We start from the raw sequence: 16,817 nt of genomic DNA, 5'->3' as shown, positions 1-16,817 counted from the left end.
CCCGCGCCATGCAGCGCAACCGCAGCACCAAGATCGTCGCCACTCTGGGGCCGGCCAGCTCGACCTACAGCCAGATTTTCGCCCTCGCCGAGGCCGGCGTGGATGTCTTCCGCCTGAACGCCAGCCACGGCACGCAGCGCGACCACGCCGAACGCTACCGCCAGATCCGCGCGGTCGAGGAGACGGTCGGGCGCCCCATCGGCGTGCTTCTCGATCTTCAGGGTCCGAAGCTGCGCGTCGGCACCTTCAAGGAGGTGGCGGTGATCCTGGCCGGCGGTGACCGATTCCGCCTCGACCTCGACCCCACGCCGGGCGACCGCACCCGCGTCTGCGTCCCGCATCCGGAGATCTTCGCCAGCCTGGAGCCGGGCCACGAGCTTCTGTTGAACGACGGGCGCATGCGCCTGCGCGTGCTGAGCTGCGGCCCCGACCACGCCGAGACCGAGGTCATGGTCGGCGGCACACTGTCCGACCGCAAGGGCATGAACGTCCCCGGCACCACGCTGGCCCTCAGCGCCCTGTCGGAGAAGGACCGCAGCGACCTGCAGTTCGGCCTGACGCTGGGCGTGGACTGGATCGGCCTCAGCTTCGTGCAGCGGCCGGAGGACATTCTGGAGGCGCGCGCCCTGATCGGCGACCGCGCCCACATCATGACCAAGGTGGAGAAGCCCGCCGCCCTGCCCCGGCTGGAGGAGATCATCGCCCTGTCGGACGCGGTGATGGTGGCCCGCGGCGACCTCGGCGTGGAACTGCCGCCGGAGGACGTGCCCGGCCTGCAGAAGCGGATGATCCGCCTCAGCCGCGCCGCCGGCAAGCCGGTGATCGTCGCCACGCAGATGCTGGAATCCATGATCACCGAGCCGACGCCGACGCGCGCCGAGGCGTCGGACGTGGCGACCGCCGTCTATGACGGGTCCGACGCCGTGATGCTCTCGGCGGAATCCGCGTCGGGCAAGCATCCGGTGGAAGCCGTGGCGATGATGGACCGCATCATCCGCCGGGTGGAGCGCGATCCCCTCTACCGCCGCATCATGGATTCCGAGCATCCGAGCCCGGAGGCGACCACCCCGGACGCCCTGTCCGCCGCGGCGCGCCAGATCGCCGAGACCATCTCGGCCGCCGGCATCGCCACCTTCACCAGCACCGGCTCCACCGCGCGGCGCGCCTCGCGCGAGCGGCCGACCGTGCCGATCCTCGGGCTCAGCGCCGAACGCGGCACCGCCCGCCTGCTGTCACTGGCCTGGGGCGTGCACCCGGTCTGGACCGCCGACGTGGCGAATTTCGCGGAGATGGTCGAGCGGGCCAGCCTCGTCGCCGCCCAGGAGGGCATCGGCGCTCCCGGCCAGTCACTGATCGTGACGGCGGGCGTCCCCTTCGGAACGCCCGGCACCACCAACAGCCTGCGCGTGGTCACGATCACCGCGAACGGTCTGAACAGCGTGACGACCGCGAAGCTCCACGAGCCGGTCTGACCACCCGTGCGTGCCCTTCCCCTCACAGGGGGCGGGGCACCCTTACTCCAGGAAGTCGCAATGCTTCTCGACGTGCGCCGCCAGACCCAACGTGTGGTCGCGGATCAGGTGTTCGGCCTGATCGACGTCGCGGCGTTCCAGGGCCTTGATGATTTCCTTGTGGTCGTTGATCGACCGCTCCACCCGGTTGTCCTGGCCGATGGTCAGCTTGCGGATCGCGCGGATGTGGATGAACAGGTTGTCGGTCATCTCCTGGATCAGCTTGGACCCGCTGAGCCGGATGATGCTCTTGTGGAAGGCGATGTTGGCGTCGGAGTATTCGTTGACATGCTCCTTGGGGTTCCGCATCTCGAAGTTGCGGAAAAGGTCCCACAGGGTGCGGATGTCCTCGTCGGTGGCCTGCGTCGCGACCATCCGCCCGGCCATGCTTTCCAGCGCCGCCCAGACCTGGATCATCTCGACGATCTCGGCCTTCGTCTTGCGGATGACGAAGATGCCCCGGCGGGGCTGGAGGCGGATGAACCCCTCCTGCTCCAGCAGGGTCAGCGCCTCGCGGATCGGCGTCCGGCTGACACCCAGCAGCTCGCTGAGCTGCCGCTCCTCAAGCCGGATCTCCTCGTTATGGTCGTAGATGTCCATTTGCGAGATGGCTTGCTTCAACGCGTGATACGCCTGAGCGCGGAAGGTCGATCCGGTGTCGAGCGGCTGGACGTTGATCGGCGGAGGGTTCATGGTCGGCACCGTTCCTCAATGCTGGCCGTCCGGAAGCACCCCACTGTGCGCCGGCCCGGTCGTGCGAAAGGCATCGCATCGTTTTCGTATATGAGATACCAGATGCACATTTTGGGCTGAAAAGTCCAGGATTACGATAAAGATAGGGTGGCTCCGCCGGCCCTTTGTCCTTACGGTTGTCCGCCTTTCAATGCCTTGAGAAGATCGGGCAGGCGGTCCGGTGTCCGCATCACCGTGCCCATGACCGCCACTCCGGCGGCTCCCGCGGCCAGACAGTCTCGGATATTGCCCGACTCCACGCCACCGAGCGCGATGATGGGCAGACCGGCGTCCGCGGCCAGGCGTCCCAGCCCCTCCGTCCCAAGCGGCGGGCCGTAGCCCGGCTTGCTCGGCGACGGAAAGATGGGCGACAACGTGACGTAGTCGGCCCCGCCCGCCGCGGCCCGCCGAATCCCTTCCGCGTCGTGGGCAGAGAGCCCGACCACCGCGCCGGGGCCGAGCCGCCGCCGCGCCGCCGCGACATCGGCCCCCTCCGGCAGATGCACGCCGTCCGTCCCGGCGGCCAGCGCCAGATCCGGGTCGCCATGCAGCGTGATCACCGCCCCCCAGGGCCGTGCCCGCTCCACCAGCGCGTGGGCCAGGGCAATCTGCCGGGACTCGTCCAGATCCTTTTCGCGCAGCGACAGCCAGCGCAGCCCGCCGGCGAACAGGCGTGCCGCCAGATCCGGCAGGGGCTGCGCCGCCTGCCGCCGGTCCGTGATCGCCAGGAGGCGGGGACTCGGGATCGCCATCATCCGCTCACGATGACAGCGCCATCGGGACTGTGCAAGTGCAGCATAATTGTCCGCAGAGCCGTGAAGGACTGCCCCGTTCGGCGCGATTTCCATCACGCGGAAAGGATTCGCCAACACTTTGCCAATAGCCGCCCTGCTGATGAAAGCTCAATCCAACGCAACAGCGACCCGTTACGCGAGGGAGGAGACCAAGCCATGGCTAGGATGATGGCGATTGAAGCGGCGGTGCATGTCCTGGAAAAGGAAGGCGTGTCCGTTTGCTTTGGCGTCCCCGGAGCGGCCATCAATCCGTTCTACGCGGCGCTGCAACGCAACGGCCGCATCGGCCACGTTCTTGCGCGCCATGTCGAAGGCGCGTCGCATATGGCCGAAGGCTACACGCGCGCCAAGGCCGGCAACATTGGCGTGTGCATCGGCACCTCCGGCCCCGCCGGTACCGACATGATCACGGGCCTCTATTCGGCCTCCGCCGACTCCATTCCGATCCTGTGCATCACCGGCCAGGCGCCGCGCGCCCGCCTGCACAAGGAGGATTTTCAGGCTGTGGACATCCCGTCCATTGCCAAGCCGGTCGCCAAGTGGGCGGTCACCATCCTGGAGCCGGGGCAGGTCCCCTACGCCTTCCAGCAGGCCTTCCACCTGATGCGCTCCGGCCGGCCCGGCCCGGTGCTGCTCGACCTGCCGATCGACGTGCAGATGGCCGAGATCGAGTTCGATCCCGACGCCTACGAGCCGCTGCCCACCTACAAGCCGGCGGCGACCCGCGCCCAGGTGGAAAAGGCGCTGGCCATGCTGAACGCGGCGGAGCGTCCGCTGCTGGTGGCCGGTGGCGGCATCATCAACGCCGACGCCAGCGACCGTCTGGTCGAGTTCGCCGAGGTCGTCGGCCTTCCGGTCATCCCGACCCTGATGGCCTGGGGCGCCATTCCGGACGACCATCCGCTGATGGCCGGCATGGTCGGCCTGCAGACCGCCCATCGCTACGGCAACGCCGCCATGCTGGCGTCCGACTTCGTGCTGGGCATCGGCAACCGCTGGGCCAACCGCCACACCGGCTCGGTCGACGTCTACACCAAGGGCCGCAAGTTCGTGCATGTGGACATCGAACCGACCCAGATCGGCCGCGTCTTCGCGCCGGACCTGGGCATCGTGTCCGACGCCGGGGCCGCGCTCGACCTCTTCATCGAGGTGGCGAAGGAGTGGAAGGCCGCCGGCAAGCTGCGCGACTGGTCGGAGTGGGTGAAGACCTGTCAGGTCCGCAAGCGCTCCATGCTGCGCAAGTCCGATTTCGCCAACGTGCCGATCAAGCCGCAGCGCGTCTATCAGGAGATGAACAGCGCCTTCGGCGAGGACGTCTGCTACGTCTCGACCATCGGCCTGTCGCAGATCGCCGGCGCGCAGTTCCTGCACGTCTACAAGCCGCGCCATTGGATCAATTGCGGTCAGGCCGGTCCGCTCGGCTGGACCCTGCCGGCGGCGCTCGGCGTGCGGGTGGCCGATCCAAAGCGCAAGATCGTCGCCCTGTCCGGCGACTACGACTTCCAGTTCCTGATCGAGGAGCTGGCGGTGGGCGCTCAGTTCAAGCTGCCCTACATCCACGTTCTGGTGAACAACAGCTACCTCGGTCTGATCCGGCAGGCGCAGCGCGCCTTCCAGATGGACTTCCAGGTCCAGCTCTCCTTCGAGAACATCAACGCCCCGGAGATCGGCGTCTACGGCGTCGACCACGTCGCGGTGGCCGAAGGTCTCGGCTGCAAGGCCATCCGCGTCACCGACCCGGACAACCTGCAATCCGCCTTCGCCCAGGCGCAGCAGTGGATGGACGAGTTCCAGGTTCCGGTGGTCGTCGAGGTCATCCTGGAGCGGGTCACCAACATCGCCATGGGCACGGAGATCAACAACATCACCGAGTTCGAGGACGTGCTGGACGTGCCCGCGGACGAGCCGGAGCTGGTGCGGGTCTGATCAACACGCCGCGCGCCCAATTCCCCTCTCCCGCCCAGCGGGGGAGGGTCAGGGTGGGGGCAAGCGGCTCCGTCAGATCCACAGTTCCGCAGGGTGAAAAAAGGCGGCTGTCGCGTTGACGCCCCCACCGTCACCCTTCGATCCTGACCGCCAACCGGCCAAGCCTGTAACGAACATCCGGCCCGAAACGAACATCCGGGAGAGAGACATGCCCAAATTCGCCGCCAATCTGACGATGCTCTACAACGAGCTGCCCTTCCTTGATCGCTTCGCCGCGGCGGCGAAGGACGGCTTCACCGGCGTCGAGTACCTGTTCCCCTATGCCTTCGAGAAGAACGCGCTGGTCGAGCGGCTGGCCGCCAACCGGCTGACCCAGGTCCTGCACAACCTGCCGGCGGGCGACTGGGACGCGGGCGAGCGTGGCATCGCCGTCCTGCCGGACCGCGTGGGCGAATTCCAGGACGGGGTGGGCCGCGCCATCGAATACGCCACGGCGCTGGGCTGCAAGCAGATCAACTGCCTCGCCGGCAAGGCCCCGGCGGGCGTGGCGGCGGACGCGCTGGAGCGCACCTTCGTCGACAACCTGTCCTTCGCCGCCAAGGCGCTGAAGCAGGCCGGCATCCGCTTCCTGATCGAGCCGATCAACACCCGCGACATTCCGGGCTTCTATCTGACCAACACCGCGCAGGCGGAACGGATTCTGGAGGCCGTCGGCTCCGACAACCTCTTCATCCAGTACGACGTCTATCACATGCAGATCATGGAGGGCGATCTCGTCCCGACCATGCAGCGCCTGCTGCCGAAGATCGCGCATGTCCAGATCGCCGACAATCCGGGCCGCAACGAGCCGGGCACCGGCGAGATCAACTACCCCTTCGTCTTCGCAGCGCTCGACCGGATCGGCTACGACGGCTGGGTCGGCTGCGAGTACAAGCCGGCCAAGGGGACCAGCGAAGGGCTGGGCTGGATGCGCGCCGCCACCCCCGGCGAGACCGTCGCCGCCTGATGGCCGCCGCCTGATCGCCCACCCTGTTTCGACCGCCCGAACACAGAAGATTTGAGGACACAGCCATGAACGTTGGATTCATCGGTCTCGGCATCATGGGCCGCCCCATGGCCGGTCATCTGGCCGACGCCGGCCACACCCTGTTCGTCTACGACATCAACCCGGCCCCGGAAGACCTGCTCGCCAAGGGCGCCACGGCCTGCGGCTCCAGCCGCGAGGTGGCGCAGAAGGCCGACATCGTCTTCACGATGGTCCCCGACACCCCCCATGTGCAGGCCGCCCTGTTCGGCCCGAACGGCGTCGCCGAGGGTCTGTCCGCCGGCAAGATCGTCGTGGACATGTCCTCGATCTCTCCGATCGAGACCAAGGCCTTCGCCCAGCGCATCAACGAGCTGGGCTGCGACTACCTCGACGCCCCGGTGTCCGGCGGCGAGGTCGGCGCCAAGGCCGCCTCGCTGACCATCATGGTCGGCGGTCCGGACAAGGCCTTCGAGACGGTGAAGCCGCTGTTCGAGAAGATGGGCAAGAACATCACGCTGGTTGGCGGCAACGGCGACGGCCAGACGACGAAGGTCGCCAACCAGATCGTCGTCGCGCTGACCATCGAGGCGGTGGGCGAAGCCCTGCTGTTCGCGTCCAAGGCCGGCGCCGACCCGGCGAAGGTCCGTCAGGCCCTGATGGGCGGCTTCGCCTCGTCGCGCATCCTGGAAGTGCATGGCGAGCGCATGGTGAAGCGCACCTTCGATCCGGGTTTCCGCATTGAGCTGCACCAGAAGGACCTGAACCTCGCCCTGTCCGGCGCCCGAGCGCTCGGCGTGTCGCTGCCCAACACGGCAACCTGCCAGGAGCTGTTCAACGCCTGCGCCGCGCAGGGTGGCAAGGCGTGGGACCACTCCGGCATGGTCCGCGCGCTGGAGCTGCTCGCCAACCACGAGATCGGCCAGAACCACCGCGTGACCGAACCCGCGGAGTGAGGCTGTTTCGTTCTCCCACTCCCGCCCCGGGAGAGGGAGTGGCCGATGCGCCGCATGCAAGGGTGAGGGTGCCGCCAGGAATACGGGACTGATCCTCGGCCACCTTCACCCGCCCGCTTTGCGGGCCCCCTCTCTCATGATGTGAGAGGGGAAAGCACTCCCCATTGCCCCCTGCGCCAATTTCGTTAGCATTCCCAGCACATGAGGACCGGCGCCGACGAACGGCGCGGCTCAGGGAAGGGACAGAACCGAACCATGACGACCACCGATCCCCGCGCGCTCCTGACCGACATGTTCCGCGCCGCCGTCGCTTCGGCGCAGCCGGCGCTGTGCGTGCCGCCGCATCTTCCGGAACCGCCCAAGGGCCGCACGGTCGTCGTCGGTGCCGGCAAGGCCGCGGCCTCCATGGCGAAGGCGGTTGAGGATCACTGGAAGGGTCCGCTGTCCGGTCTGGTCGTCACGCGCTATGGCCACAACGTGCCCTGCGAGCGGATCGAGGTGGTCGAGGCGTCGCACCCCGTCCCCGACGAGGCCGGCCAGCAGGCGGCAAAGCGCATCCTCGACATCGCCGCCTCGCTCGGCCCCGACGACCTGATGCTCTGCCTGATCTCCGGCGGCGGCTCCGCCCTGCTCGCTCTGCCGGCGCCGGGCATCAGCATGGCCGACAAGCAGGCGGTGTCCAAGGCGCTGCTTCGTTCCGGCGCGAACATCACCGAGATGAACTGCGTGCGCAAGCATCTGTCCGCCATCAAGGGCGGGCGGCTGGCCGCGGCGACCAAGGCGCGGGTGGTCTCGTTGGTCATCTCCGACGTGCCGGGCGACGACCTGTCGGTGATCGCCTCCGGCCCCACCGTGCCCGACCCGACCAGCTACGCCGACGCGCTGGCCGTGCTGGAGAAGTACGGCATCACCCCGCCGCAGCCGGTGATGGACCATCTGCTGGCCGGCCGCGACGAGAGCCCAAAGCCCGGCGACCCGCGGCTGGAGCGCGTCAGCACGATCCTGGTCGCCACCCCGCAGATGGCGCTGGAGCGTGCGGCGGAGGTCGCCCGCAAGGCCGGTGTCACCCCCGTCATCCTCGGCAACGCCCTGGAGGGCGAGTCGCGCGAGGTGGCGCTCGTCCATGCCGGCATCGCCCGCCAGATCGTCGAGCATGACCAGCCGGCGGCGAAGCCCTGCGTCCTGCTGTCCGGCGGCGAAACCACGGTGACCGTGCGCGGCAAGGGCCGCGGCGGGCGCAACGCCGAATTCCTGCTGGCCCTGACCGTGGCGCTGGACGGGATGAAGGGCGTCCACGCCCTGGCCGCCGACACCGACGGCATCGATGGGACGGAGGACAACGCCGGCGCCCTGCTCTCCCCCGACACGCTGTCCCGCGCCGCCGAGGCTGGCGTCAACGCCAAGGAACGGCTGGCCGACAACGACGGCTACAGCTTCTTCAGCGCGCTCGGCGACCTGCTGGTGACCGGGCCGACCCTGACCAACGTCAACGACTTCCGCGCCGTTCTGGTCCTGTGACGGGTGGGGCGCCGCCAGCCGATTTAATATATCACTTATGGCCAGAGCGGCGCCCGCTCACGAAAATTTGTTGATGACTCCACGGATTATCCGCCACACTCACCGTCAAGGCATCACGAATACGGCGTCTGGCATGCCACAGGCATCCAACCGGACAGCCCCGTTCGAAGGATAAAGCGAAGCGGTCGGGCACCGAACGCACCCCGCGCGCGCCAGGACAAGAACGAGATCGCGGACCATCCGGGAGGAACCATATGCGCCAAACCGGTGCGCAAAGCGCCCTGCCTGTCGGCGGGCGTTGGATGCAGTTGCTTGCCGGCGTCATCTGCATGTCGATGATCGCCAATCTCCAGTACGGGTGGACCCTCTTCGTCGAACCCATCGACGACAAGCACGGCTGGGGCCGTGCGGCCATCCAGGTGGCCTTCACCATCTTCATCGTCACCGAAACATGGCTGGTGCCCGTCGAGGGCTGGTTCGTCGACCGCTTCGGCCCGCGGATCGTCGTGCTGTTCGGCTCGGTGCTCTGCGCCGCCTCCTGGGCGTTGAATGCGGTGGCGGATTCGCTGCTCGTGCTCTACGTCGCGGCGGCCATCGGCGGCATCGGGGCGGGCGCCGTCTACGGCACCTGCGTGGGCAATGCGCTGAAATGGTTCCCCGACCGGCGCGGTCTGGCCGCCGGGATCACCGCGGCGGGCTTCGGAGCCGGTTCCGCCCTGACGGTGGTGCCCATCGCCACGATGATCGAGACCTCGGGCTACCAGGCGACCTTCATGGCCTTCGGTCTGGGACAGGGGCTGGTGGTCTTCGCGCTCGCCTGGCTGCTGGTCGCCCCGCCCTCCGCTCCCCTCGCCCGCGGCGGCTTCGCCGCCCCGCCCGCGCAGCGGCAGTACACGCCGAGCCAGATGGTCCGCACGCCGGTTTTCTGGGTCATGTACGCCATGTTCGTCATGGTGGCCGGCGGCGGGCTGATGGCGACGGCCCAGCTCGGCCCGATCGCTCAGGATTTCGGGCTGGCCCACGCGCCGGTCAGCATCCTCGGCCTGACCCTGCCCGCCCTGACCTTCGCCCTGTCCATCGACCGGGTGCTGAACGGGTTGACGCGCCCCTTCTTCGGCTGGGTGTCCGATCACATCGGGCGCGAGAACACCATGTTCATCGCCTTCGCCATCGAGGCGGTGGGCATCGTCGCGCTCAGCCTCTACGGCCGCGACCCGGTGGCCTTCGTGCTGCTGACCGGTCTGGTCTTCTTCGCCTGGGGCGAGATCTACAGCCTGTTCCCGGCCTGCTGCGCCGACACCTTCGGGTCGAAGTTTGCGGCGAGCAACGCCGGACTGCTCTACACCGCCAAGGGCACCGCGGCGCTGCTGATCCCCTTCGCCAACATCATCGCCGACGCGACGGGAAGCTGGCACGCCGTCTTCCTGCTGGCCGCCGGGGTCAATGCCCTGGCCGCGGTGCTGGCGCTGTTCGTGTTGCGCCCGATGCGCCACCGCATGGCCGCCGAGTCGCTGGGTACGCACAGCGGCCGGAGCGTGACGGCAACACCCTGACGCTCACTTCCCCACCCCCCGCCGGGGAAGGAGCCGAAGCGAGGGGGCGTCCGCAAGGGCGCCCCCTTTTCGATTCGGACGCTACTCCGCCGCCTGCCCCTCCTCCAGATAGATCTCCCCGCCCTTGGCGCGGAAACTCTCCGACATCTCGGCCATGCCGGAGTTGGCATACTCCCGCACCTCCTGCGTGATCTTCATCGAGCAGAATTTCGGCCCGCACATCGAACAGAAATGCGCGACCTTCGCCCCCTCCGCCGGCAGGGTCTGGTCGTGGAAGCGCTCCGCCGTCTCCGGGTCGAGCGACAGGTGGAACTGGTCGCGCCAGCGGAACTCGAAGCGGGCGCGCGACAAGGCATCGTCGCGTTCCTGGGCGCCGGGATGGCCCTTGGCGAGGTCGGCGGCGTGGGCGGCGATCTTGTAGGTGACCACCCCCACCTTGACGTCGTCGCGGTCCGGCAGCCCCAGATGCTCCTTCGGCGTGACGTAGCAGAGCATCGCCGTGCCGAACCAGCCGATCATGGCGGCGCCGATGGCGCTGGTGATGTGGTCGTAGCCCGGCGCGATGTCGGTGGTCAGCGGCCCGAGCGTGTAGAAGGGCGCCTCGCCGCACAGCGCCAGCTGCTTGTCGACATTGGCCTTGATCTTGTGCATGGGCACATGGCCCGGCCCCTCGATCATCACCTGCACGTCGTGCTTCCAGGCGATCTTGGTCAGCTCACCCAGCGTCTCCAGCTCGGCGAACTGGGCGGCGTCGTTGGCGTCGGCGATGGAGCCGGGGCGCAGGCCGTCACCCAGCGAGAAGGCGACGTCGTACGCCTTCATGATCTCGCAGATCTCCTCGAACCGCTCGTAGAGGAAGCTCTCGCGGTGGTGGGACAGGCACCATTTCGCCATGATCGAGCCGCCGCGCGACACGATGCCGGTGGTGCGCTTGGCGGTCAGCGGGATGTGCGCCAGACGGATGCCGGCGTGGATGGTGAAATAGTCCACCCCCTGCTCCGCCTGCTCGATCAGCGTGTCGCGGAAAATCTCCCAGGTCAGGTCCTCGGCCTTGCCGCCGACCTTCTCCAGCGCCTGATAGATCGGCACGGTGCCGATGGGGACCGGGCTGTTGCGCAGAATCCATTCACGGGTGGTGTGGATGTTGCGGCCGGTGGACAGGTCCATCACGGTGTCGGCGCCCCAGCGGATCGACCAGACCATCTTGTCGACCTCCTCCCCCACCGAGGACGCGACGGCGGAGTTGCCGATGTTCGCGTTGATCTTGGTGAGGAAGTTGCGGCCGATGATCATCGGCTCCGATTCGGGGTGGTTGATGTTGGACGGGATGATCGCCCGCCCGCGCGCCACCTCGTCGCGGACGAACTCCGGGGTCACGTGGTCGGGGATCGAGGCGCCGAAGTCGTCACCGTCCCGCGCCGCCGCTTCGGCCAGCCGCTGGCGGCCCAGATTCTCGCGGACGGCGATGTACTCCATCTCCGGCGTGACGATGCCGGCGCGGGCGTAGGCCATCTGCGTCACCGCCCGGCCCGGCTTGCCGCGCAGCGGACGGCGCCCGGCGCGGTCGAAGACGGGCACGGCGCGCGTCTCGCCGACGCGCAGCCCGTCGTCCTCCGGCCGGACCTCGCGGCCCTCATAGGCCTCGACGTCGCCGCGCGCCTCGATCCAGGAGCGGCGCAGTTCCGCCAGGCCGCGGCGGATGTCGGTCTGCACGGCGGGGTCGCTGTAGGGGCCGGAGGTGTCGTAGACGCGCACCGGCGGCTCGCCGCCGCCCACATGGATGTCGCGCATCGCCACGCGCAGGTCGGGGAAGCGCTCCCCAGCCACATGGACCTTGCTGGACGACGGCAGCGGGCCGGTCGTCACCGAGAAATGGTCGGACGGTGCGGCTTTCTGGGAAGCGGGGGGAAGAGTGTCGGGCATCTGCTGTGGATCTCCATCGCACATAGGATCGTTGGAGACCCGGGTGTGACGGAGCGGCAGAACGGACGACCGGAGCGGTCCCCATAAAGGGGTGCGCGATGGGGATGCGCGTGACCGTGGCCCGTTTGTTCCTGTCCCTACGCCGGTACGACCCGGATCAGGTTCAAAGGGTTCGGCGCCTTACGGCATCATCTCAGCCCCGTGCTATGGGGCTCCCCTTGGAACGTCGCCATGCTGAACCATCCGCCCCACCCACGTCAATGCGATTCCGGGCGCGATTCACGGCGAAGCCCACCCGATCAATGCACTCGACGCGAGTCTGGTATCCATTATCTGGTATACAAAATCCTATTGCTCAGCCCGAGCCGGGCCGTTACGATGCATCACAACAACAAGAAGCAACGCCCCCTCCCGAGTGCCTGGAGCCCGTCCCATGCTCGAATCCCAACTGATCGCCTTTGTCGCCTTGGCCGGCCTGATGGGCCACGGCCTGACCCTCCTGATGCGGGAGGACGACGAGTGGAATGCCGATTCTCGGGACGAGCAGCCAGACGGCCTCTGGTCGTCGGACCGCTTCAACCAGTCCGGTGAAGGCCACAACCGTCCTTTCTTCCTCGAATAAAAAGAAGGCCGCCGCGCGGGGTGCGCGCGGCGGCCATCATCCGAGATACGAAACCGAAGGGGCTTTTGGTGACCGATCAGTGCCCGGTCTGCACCGCCAGCCCACCCGTACCCTGCTGGGCGGCAAGCTCGGCGTTGCGGGCATGGTGCCGGCGCAGCATGGGCCGCAGGATCGCTATGGCACAGAAGGCCGCGATGAGGTCCATGGTGGCGCAGATGTAGAGCACGGTCGCCCAGGTGCCGGTGGCTTCCATCAGCAGGTTGCCCAGCGGGACCAGGAGGGCCGCGACGCCCTTGGCGCAGTACAGCACGCCGTAGATCTTCGCCGCATGCTTGGTGCCGAAGGTGTCCGCCGAGGTGGCGCTGAACAGGCTGTACACTTCGCCCCAGGCCAGGAACACCAGACCCGACAGGATCAGGAACATGATCGGGTCGTGGCCGAAGCGGCTGAGCATCAGGATGCCGAGGCCTTCGAAGGTGAAGGCGATGAACATCGTCGCTTCACGGCCGATGTGGTCGGAGACGAAGCCGAACAGCGGACGGGAGATGCCGTTCATCACGCGGTCGAGCATCAGCGCGAAGGGCAGAGCCGCCATGGTGATGCCGAACAGGCTGATCGGGGCTTCCTTCACGCCCAGATCGTGGGCGATCACGCCGAGCTGGGCCACCGCCATCAGACCGCCCGAGACGGTGCAGATGAACATGACCATCATGACCCAGAAGACCGGCGTCTGCAGCGCTTCCTTCAGCGTGTAGTCGCGGCGGGACTGCAGGACCTTGGTCGAGGCCTTCACCTGATCCTTCTGCGGGGCGCGCAGGAAGTAGGCCGCGATGAGGATGATCGTGCCCTGCAGCAGGCCGAACCAGAAGAAGGTCGCCTGATAGCCGGACGAATGGATCATGTTGGCGATCGGCAGGATGGTCACGGCCGAACCGGCGCCGTAGCCGCCCGCGGTCAGGCCGACGGCGAGGCCGCGCTTGTCCGGGAACCACTTCAGGGCGCTGTTGACGCAGGTGGCGTAGACGCAGCCGACGCCGATGCCACCGATGGCCGAACCGACATAGAGCATGCCGAGCGAGCCGGCGTAGCTGTCGACGATCCAGGAGAGGCCGGTCATCACGCCGCCGAAGGCGACGATGGCCCGGGGGCCGTAACGGTCGATGAAGTAGCCTTCGATGGGGGTCAGCCAGGTCTGGACGACGACGAAGACGGTGAAGGCGGTCTGGATCGAGGCGCGGGTCCAGCCATGGGTGGCCTGGATTTCCGGCACGAACAGCGTCCAGGCATACTGGATGTTGGCCGCGGCGACCATGCAGACGATGCCGACGACGATCTGCATCCAACGCGCGCCGTCGGAGATGGGCGCCTGCGAGCCGCCGGAACTGTTAAAAGCTGGCCTCTGGGATTCTGTCGATCCAACCATCATTCCCTCCCGTGGGATTGCGACGCTTTGATACCGGGCATGAGGGTCCCCTTGAGCCGGCGAGGCGGTGTCCGAACGAGCGTCCGCATCGCCGCGTCATGGGCGGCCTTGTTCCGTGCCGATGTGAGTCATGGTTCAATGATGAGCTGGAGAGCCGGTCTCGCCGTCCCTGCGTTCGTGGCGCTCCAGATACGGCATATGGTATGCCAGAGCCATGATTGTTGGCAACACGAACTTTTGGCGTGTTGCACTTTTCATCCGGAAATTTTTGGGGCTTTCGAAATCTGCGCAGCCGGGAGGCTCAGCCCTGCCCTACGGCCGGGACTCCCTACTCTTCTCGCGATTGGATGAGCGAGGCGCCGACTGGCGTCAGACGGTCGCGGAGGCGGCGCGGGAGGAAGCCGAGACGGCGAGCGCCGCGATGGCCGCCGCCAGTGGCACGAAGGACACCCACAGCACCGAATCCCAGCCGAAGGCGGCCAACAGCCCGCCCGACGCGAAGGACCCCACCGCCATCGTGCCGAACACGATGAAGTCGTTGAGCGACTGCACCTGGGTCTTCTCCTCCGGTCGATGGCACTCCAGGACAAGCGCGGAGGCTCCGAGAAAGCCGAAGTTCCAACCGACTCCCAACAGGATCAGGCTGACCCAGAAATGCGCCACATCGACGCCCCCCAGCCCCACCGCGGCGGAGGCGGCGATCAGTCCCAGGCCGGCGAACACGATGCGGGGCGCGCCGAAGCGCTCGACCAGCCGCCCGGTGACGAAGCTCGGGGCGTACATGGCGATCACATGCCATTGCAGGCCGAGGTTGGACGCCTCCTGCGACAGGCCGCACAGGCGCATCGCCAACGGGGCCGCCGTCATGATGAAGTTCATCAGAAGATAGGAGACGACCCCGCACAGCACGGCGGTGACGAATCGCGGCTGGCGCGCGATGACGCCGAGCGGCCGGCCGCCGGCGGACTCCGCCGCGGTCGGCATCGGCAGCCGCACCCCGACCAGCACCAGGGCGGAAACCGCGGCCACGGCGGCCTGGGCCAGGAAGGTCGCCAGGAACAGGTGCGGCGGCCAGACGTCCATCGTAAGGGTGACGAGCTGCGGCCCGATGACCCCGGCGAACACCCCGCCCGCCATCACCGCGGACATGGCCCGCGGCCGCCGCTCCGGTTCGACGCAATCGGTCGCCGCGAAGCGGAAGGACAGAACCACGGCGGCGTAGGCGCCGCCGGGGATCATCGCCGCGCAGAACAGCCAGAAGGACCCCAGAAGCACCGCCAGGGCGGAGAGCAGACCGACCAGCACGCCGCAGCCGGTCCCCGCCAGGAAGGCGGCGCGCCGCCCGTGCCGCCGTGCGATGGCCCCGGCGGGAATGGTGCAGACCGCCATCCCCACCACGAAGATGGAGAGTGGCAGCGTGGCAAGTGCCGGGCTCGGCGCCAGCGTGTTCCCGACGATGGCCCCCGTCGCGTAGACGACCACCGCGTTGGCGCCGGCCAGCGCCTGCGCGGTCGCCAGCCGCAGAACGTTCGCCGTCCCGTGAGCGTAAGGGGTGGTGTCGGCGGCAGGCATGGACATCCTTGGGCATGGCGGGGTGACGGTCGCGGCACCACGCTTACCGAGTGTCGATCAGGAACGGAAACGATATGTTTTCGCCGCAGTGTGCCCGGCCGGCCGGCGCGGAGCGGCGGAACAAAAAAATGGCCGTGCTGTTTCCAGCACGGCCAGTGATTTCGAGAGGCTCGCATAAATGCAGAGCAACAACCCGCCCGATACAAAGGGTGAAGCACCCTGTGCAAGACCAAGATGACTGGTCAGACCACTCACCGCAACGCTTCTCTAACGGCTTTCCACATTGCGGAAACGGCCCCTTCCCTTCTGAATACACAACAAAGAAGACCGCGCCGTTGCCGGCGCGGTCAGTCACTTCGGGGAAACACCACTGCGACGAAAACGGATCAGCCCTTGAAGACCTTCAGCATGGTGGAACCCAGGCTGGCGGGGCTGTCGGCGACGGCGATGCCGACGGACTTCATGAATTCGATCTTGAAGTCCGCGGTGTCGTTGCCGCCGGAGATCACCGCGCCGGCGTGGCCCATGCGGCGGCCCGGAGGCGCGGTGCGCCCGGCGATGAAGCCGACGACCGGCTTCTTGGTCCCGGAGTCGCGGATGAACTCCGCGCCCTTGACCTCGGCGTCGCCGCCGATCTCGCCGATCATGATGATGCCCTCGGTCTCCGGGTCCTTCAGGAACAGCTCAAGGCTGTCCACGAAGTTCGTCCCGTTGACCGGGTCGCCGCCGATGCCGATGCAGGTCGTCTGGCCCAGCCCCGCCGCGGTGGTCTGCGCCACCGCCTCGTAGGTCAGCGTGCCCGAGCGCGAGACGATGCCGATCTTGCCGCGCTTGTGGATGTGGCCGGGCATGATGCCGATCTTGCACTCGTCGGGCGTGATGATGCCCGGGCAGTTCGGTCCGATCAGACGGGTCTTGGAGTTGCCCAGGGCGCGCTTGACGCGCACCATGTCGAGCACCGGGATGCCCTCGGTGATGCAGACCACCAGCGGGATCTCGGCGTCGATCGCCTCCAGGATCGCGTCGGCGGCAAACGGCGGCGGCACGTAGATGACGCTGGCGTTGGCGCCGGTCTTCTCGACCGCGTCGGCCACCGTGTCGAAGACCGGCAGGTCGAGGTGCTTGGTGCCGCCCTTGCCCGGGGTGACGCCGCCGACCATCTTGGTGCCGTAGGCGATCGCCTGCTCGGAATGGAAGGTGCCCTGGGCTCCGGTGAAGCCCTGGCAGATCACCTTCGTGTTCTTATCGACGAGAACAGCCATC

Annotated in this window: 13 protein-coding genes and 1 riboswitch; of the genes, 7 read left to right on the top strand and 6 right to left on the bottom strand. The window is 67.6% G+C overall.

Annotated elements, in window-relative coordinates; translation table 11 throughout:
* Window positions 1-8: 8 nt before the first annotated feature.
* A complete protein-coding gene (gene pyk, locus AMK58_RS06995) occupies window positions 9-1,472 on the top strand; it encodes a pyruvate kinase (protein ID WP_059398764.1) in 1,464 nt (487 codons plus the stop codon).
* Between the two features lie 42 nt (window positions 1,473-1,514).
* Here pyk and AMK58_RS06990 read toward each other — a convergent pair whose 3' ends face one another.
* Together AMK58_RS06990 and AMK58_RS06985 are read right to left on the bottom strand one after the other, a co-directional pair.
* On the bottom strand, window positions 1,515-2,204 hold the full coding sequence (locus AMK58_RS06990; protein WP_035673456.1) for a GntR family transcriptional regulator: 690 nt from the start codon (window positions 2,202-2,204) through the stop codon (window positions 1,515-1,517).
* A 170-nt stretch (window positions 2,205-2,374) separates the two neighbouring features.
* Window positions 2,375-2,998, bottom strand: coding sequence for a thiamine phosphate synthase (locus AMK58_RS06985; protein WP_035673453.1), 624 nt, complete (start codon window positions 2,996-2,998; stop codon window positions 2,375-2,377).
* Between the two features lie 195 nt (window positions 2,999-3,193).
* Between AMK58_RS06985 and gcl the strand changes: the two genes are divergently transcribed.
* The 5 genes from gcl (at window position 3,194) to oxlT (AMK58_RS06960) (ending at window position 10,014) form a co-directional block, all read left to right on the top strand.
* Window positions 3,194-4,963 (top strand): glyoxylate carboligase, encoded by a 1,770-nt coding sequence (gene gcl, locus AMK58_RS06980; protein WP_035673450.1) that lies wholly within the window; start codon window positions 3,194-3,196, stop codon window positions 4,961-4,963.
* Window positions 4,964-5,171: 208 nt separating this feature from the next.
* On the top strand, window positions 5,172-5,969 hold the full coding sequence (gene hyi / locus AMK58_RS06975) for a hydroxypyruvate isomerase (RefSeq protein ID WP_035673448.1): 798 nt from the start codon (window positions 5,172-5,174) through the stop codon (window positions 5,967-5,969).
* Between the two features lie 65 nt (window positions 5,970-6,034).
* On the top strand, window positions 6,035-6,943 hold the full coding sequence (glxR, locus tag AMK58_RS06970; RefSeq protein WP_014240287.1) for a 2-hydroxy-3-oxopropionate reductase: 909 nt from the start codon (window positions 6,035-6,037) through the stop codon (window positions 6,941-6,943).
* A 255-nt stretch (window positions 6,944-7,198) separates the two neighbouring features.
* The gene (locus AMK58_RS06965) at window positions 7,199-8,461 is read left to right on the top strand and encodes a glycerate kinase type-2 family protein (protein WP_035673446.1); all 1,263 of its coding nucleotides are present in this window, start codon (window positions 7,199-7,201) and stop codon (window positions 8,459-8,461) included.
* 254 nt (window positions 8,462-8,715) lie between these two features.
* Window positions 8,716-10,014: an oxalate/formate MFS antiporter gene (gene oxlT, locus AMK58_RS06960; RefSeq protein WP_059398763.1), complete on the top strand. Its 1,299-nt coding sequence runs from the start codon at window positions 8,716-8,718 to the stop codon at window positions 10,012-10,014.
* Window positions 10,015-10,095: 81 nt separating this feature from the next.
* Here the strand turns inward: oxlT (AMK58_RS06960) and thiC are convergent, their stop codons facing one another.
* Window positions 10,096-11,937 (bottom strand): phosphomethylpyrimidine synthase ThiC, encoded by a 1,842-nt coding sequence (gene thiC / locus AMK58_RS06955; RefSeq protein WP_051140216.1) that lies wholly within the window; start codon window positions 11,935-11,937, stop codon window positions 10,096-10,098.
* Between the two features lie 116 nt (window positions 11,938-12,053).
* Window positions 12,054-12,166, bottom strand: a riboswitch (TPP riboswitch).
* Between the two features lie 204 nt (window positions 12,167-12,370).
* Here thiC and AMK58_RS06950 point away from each other — a divergent pair.
* Window positions 12,371-12,559 (top strand): hypothetical protein, encoded by a 189-nt coding sequence (locus AMK58_RS06950; RefSeq protein ID WP_035673440.1) that lies wholly within the window; start codon window positions 12,371-12,373, stop codon window positions 12,557-12,559.
* A gap of 76 nt (window positions 12,560-12,635) precedes the next feature.
* Here AMK58_RS06950 and oxlT (AMK58_RS06945) read toward each other — a convergent pair whose 3' ends face one another.
* The 3 genes from oxlT (AMK58_RS06945) to sucD form a co-directional block, all read right to left on the bottom strand.
* Window positions 12,636-13,898, bottom strand: a complete 1,263-nt coding sequence (oxlT, locus tag AMK58_RS06945) for an oxalate/formate MFS antiporter (RefSeq protein ID WP_082413732.1) — start codon at window positions 13,896-13,898, stop codon at window positions 12,636-12,638.
* A 453-nt stretch (window positions 13,899-14,351) separates the two neighbouring features.
* Window positions 14,352-15,554: an MFS transporter gene (locus AMK58_RS06940; protein ID WP_059398762.1), complete on the bottom strand. Its 1,203-nt coding sequence runs from the start codon at window positions 15,552-15,554 to the stop codon at window positions 14,352-14,354.
* 386 nt (window positions 15,555-15,940) lie between these two features.
* A complete protein-coding gene (sucD, locus tag AMK58_RS06935) occupies window positions 15,941-16,816 on the bottom strand; it encodes a succinate--CoA ligase subunit alpha (protein WP_014241630.1) in 876 nt (291 codons plus the stop codon).
* Window position 16,817 lies beyond the last annotated feature (1 nt).

Source organism: Azospirillum brasilense (genome assembly GCF_001315015.1).
Taxonomy (GTDB): domain Bacteria; phylum Pseudomonadota; class Alphaproteobacteria; order Azospirillales; family Azospirillaceae; genus Azospirillum; species Azospirillum brasilense.
This window is presented reverse-complemented; position numbering and strand designations above follow the sequence as displayed.

Bases quoted from the DNA above. Each gene is read 5' to 3' on its own strand.
- pyk (WP_059398764.1), top strand. From the start codon at position 9: ATGCAGCGCAACCGCAGCACCAAGATCGTCGCCACTCTGGGGCCGGCC.
- AMK58_RS06990 (WP_035673456.1), bottom strand. From the start codon at position 2,204: ATGAACCCTCCGCCGATCAACGTCCAGCCGCTCGACACCGGATCGACC.
- AMK58_RS06985 (WP_035673453.1), bottom strand. From the start codon at position 2,998: ATGATGGCGATCCCGAGTCCCCGCCTCCTGGCGATCACGGACCGGCGG.
- gcl (WP_035673450.1), top strand. From the start codon at position 3,194: ATGGCTAGGATGATGGCGATTGAAGCGGCGGTGCATGTCCTGGAAAAG.
- hyi (WP_035673448.1), top strand. From the start codon at position 5,172: ATGCCCAAATTCGCCGCCAATCTGACGATGCTCTACAACGAGCTGCCC.
- glxR (WP_014240287.1), top strand. From the start codon at position 6,035: ATGAACGTTGGATTCATCGGTCTCGGCATCATGGGCCGCCCCATGGCC.
- AMK58_RS06965 (WP_035673446.1), top strand. From the start codon at position 7,199: ATGACGACCACCGATCCCCGCGCGCTCCTGACCGACATGTTCCGCGCC.
- oxlT (WP_059398763.1), top strand. From the start codon at position 8,716: ATGCGCCAAACCGGTGCGCAAAGCGCCCTGCCTGTCGGCGGGCGTTGG.
- thiC (WP_051140216.1), bottom strand. From the start codon at position 11,937: ATGCCCGACACTCTTCCCCCCGCTTCCCAGAAAGCCGCACCGTCCGAC.
- AMK58_RS06950 (WP_035673440.1), top strand. From the start codon at position 12,371: ATGCTCGAATCCCAACTGATCGCCTTTGTCGCCTTGGCCGGCCTGATG.
- oxlT (WP_082413732.1), bottom strand. From the start codon at position 13,898: ATGCAGATCGTCGTCGGCATCGTCTGCATGGTCGCCGCGGCCAACATC.
- AMK58_RS06940 (WP_059398762.1), bottom strand. From the start codon at position 15,554: ATGCCTGCCGCCGACACCACCCCTTACGCTCACGGGACGGCGAACGTT.
- sucD (WP_014241630.1), bottom strand. From the start codon at position 16,816: ATGGCTGTTCTCGTCGATAAGAACACGAAGGTGATCTGCCAGGGCTTC.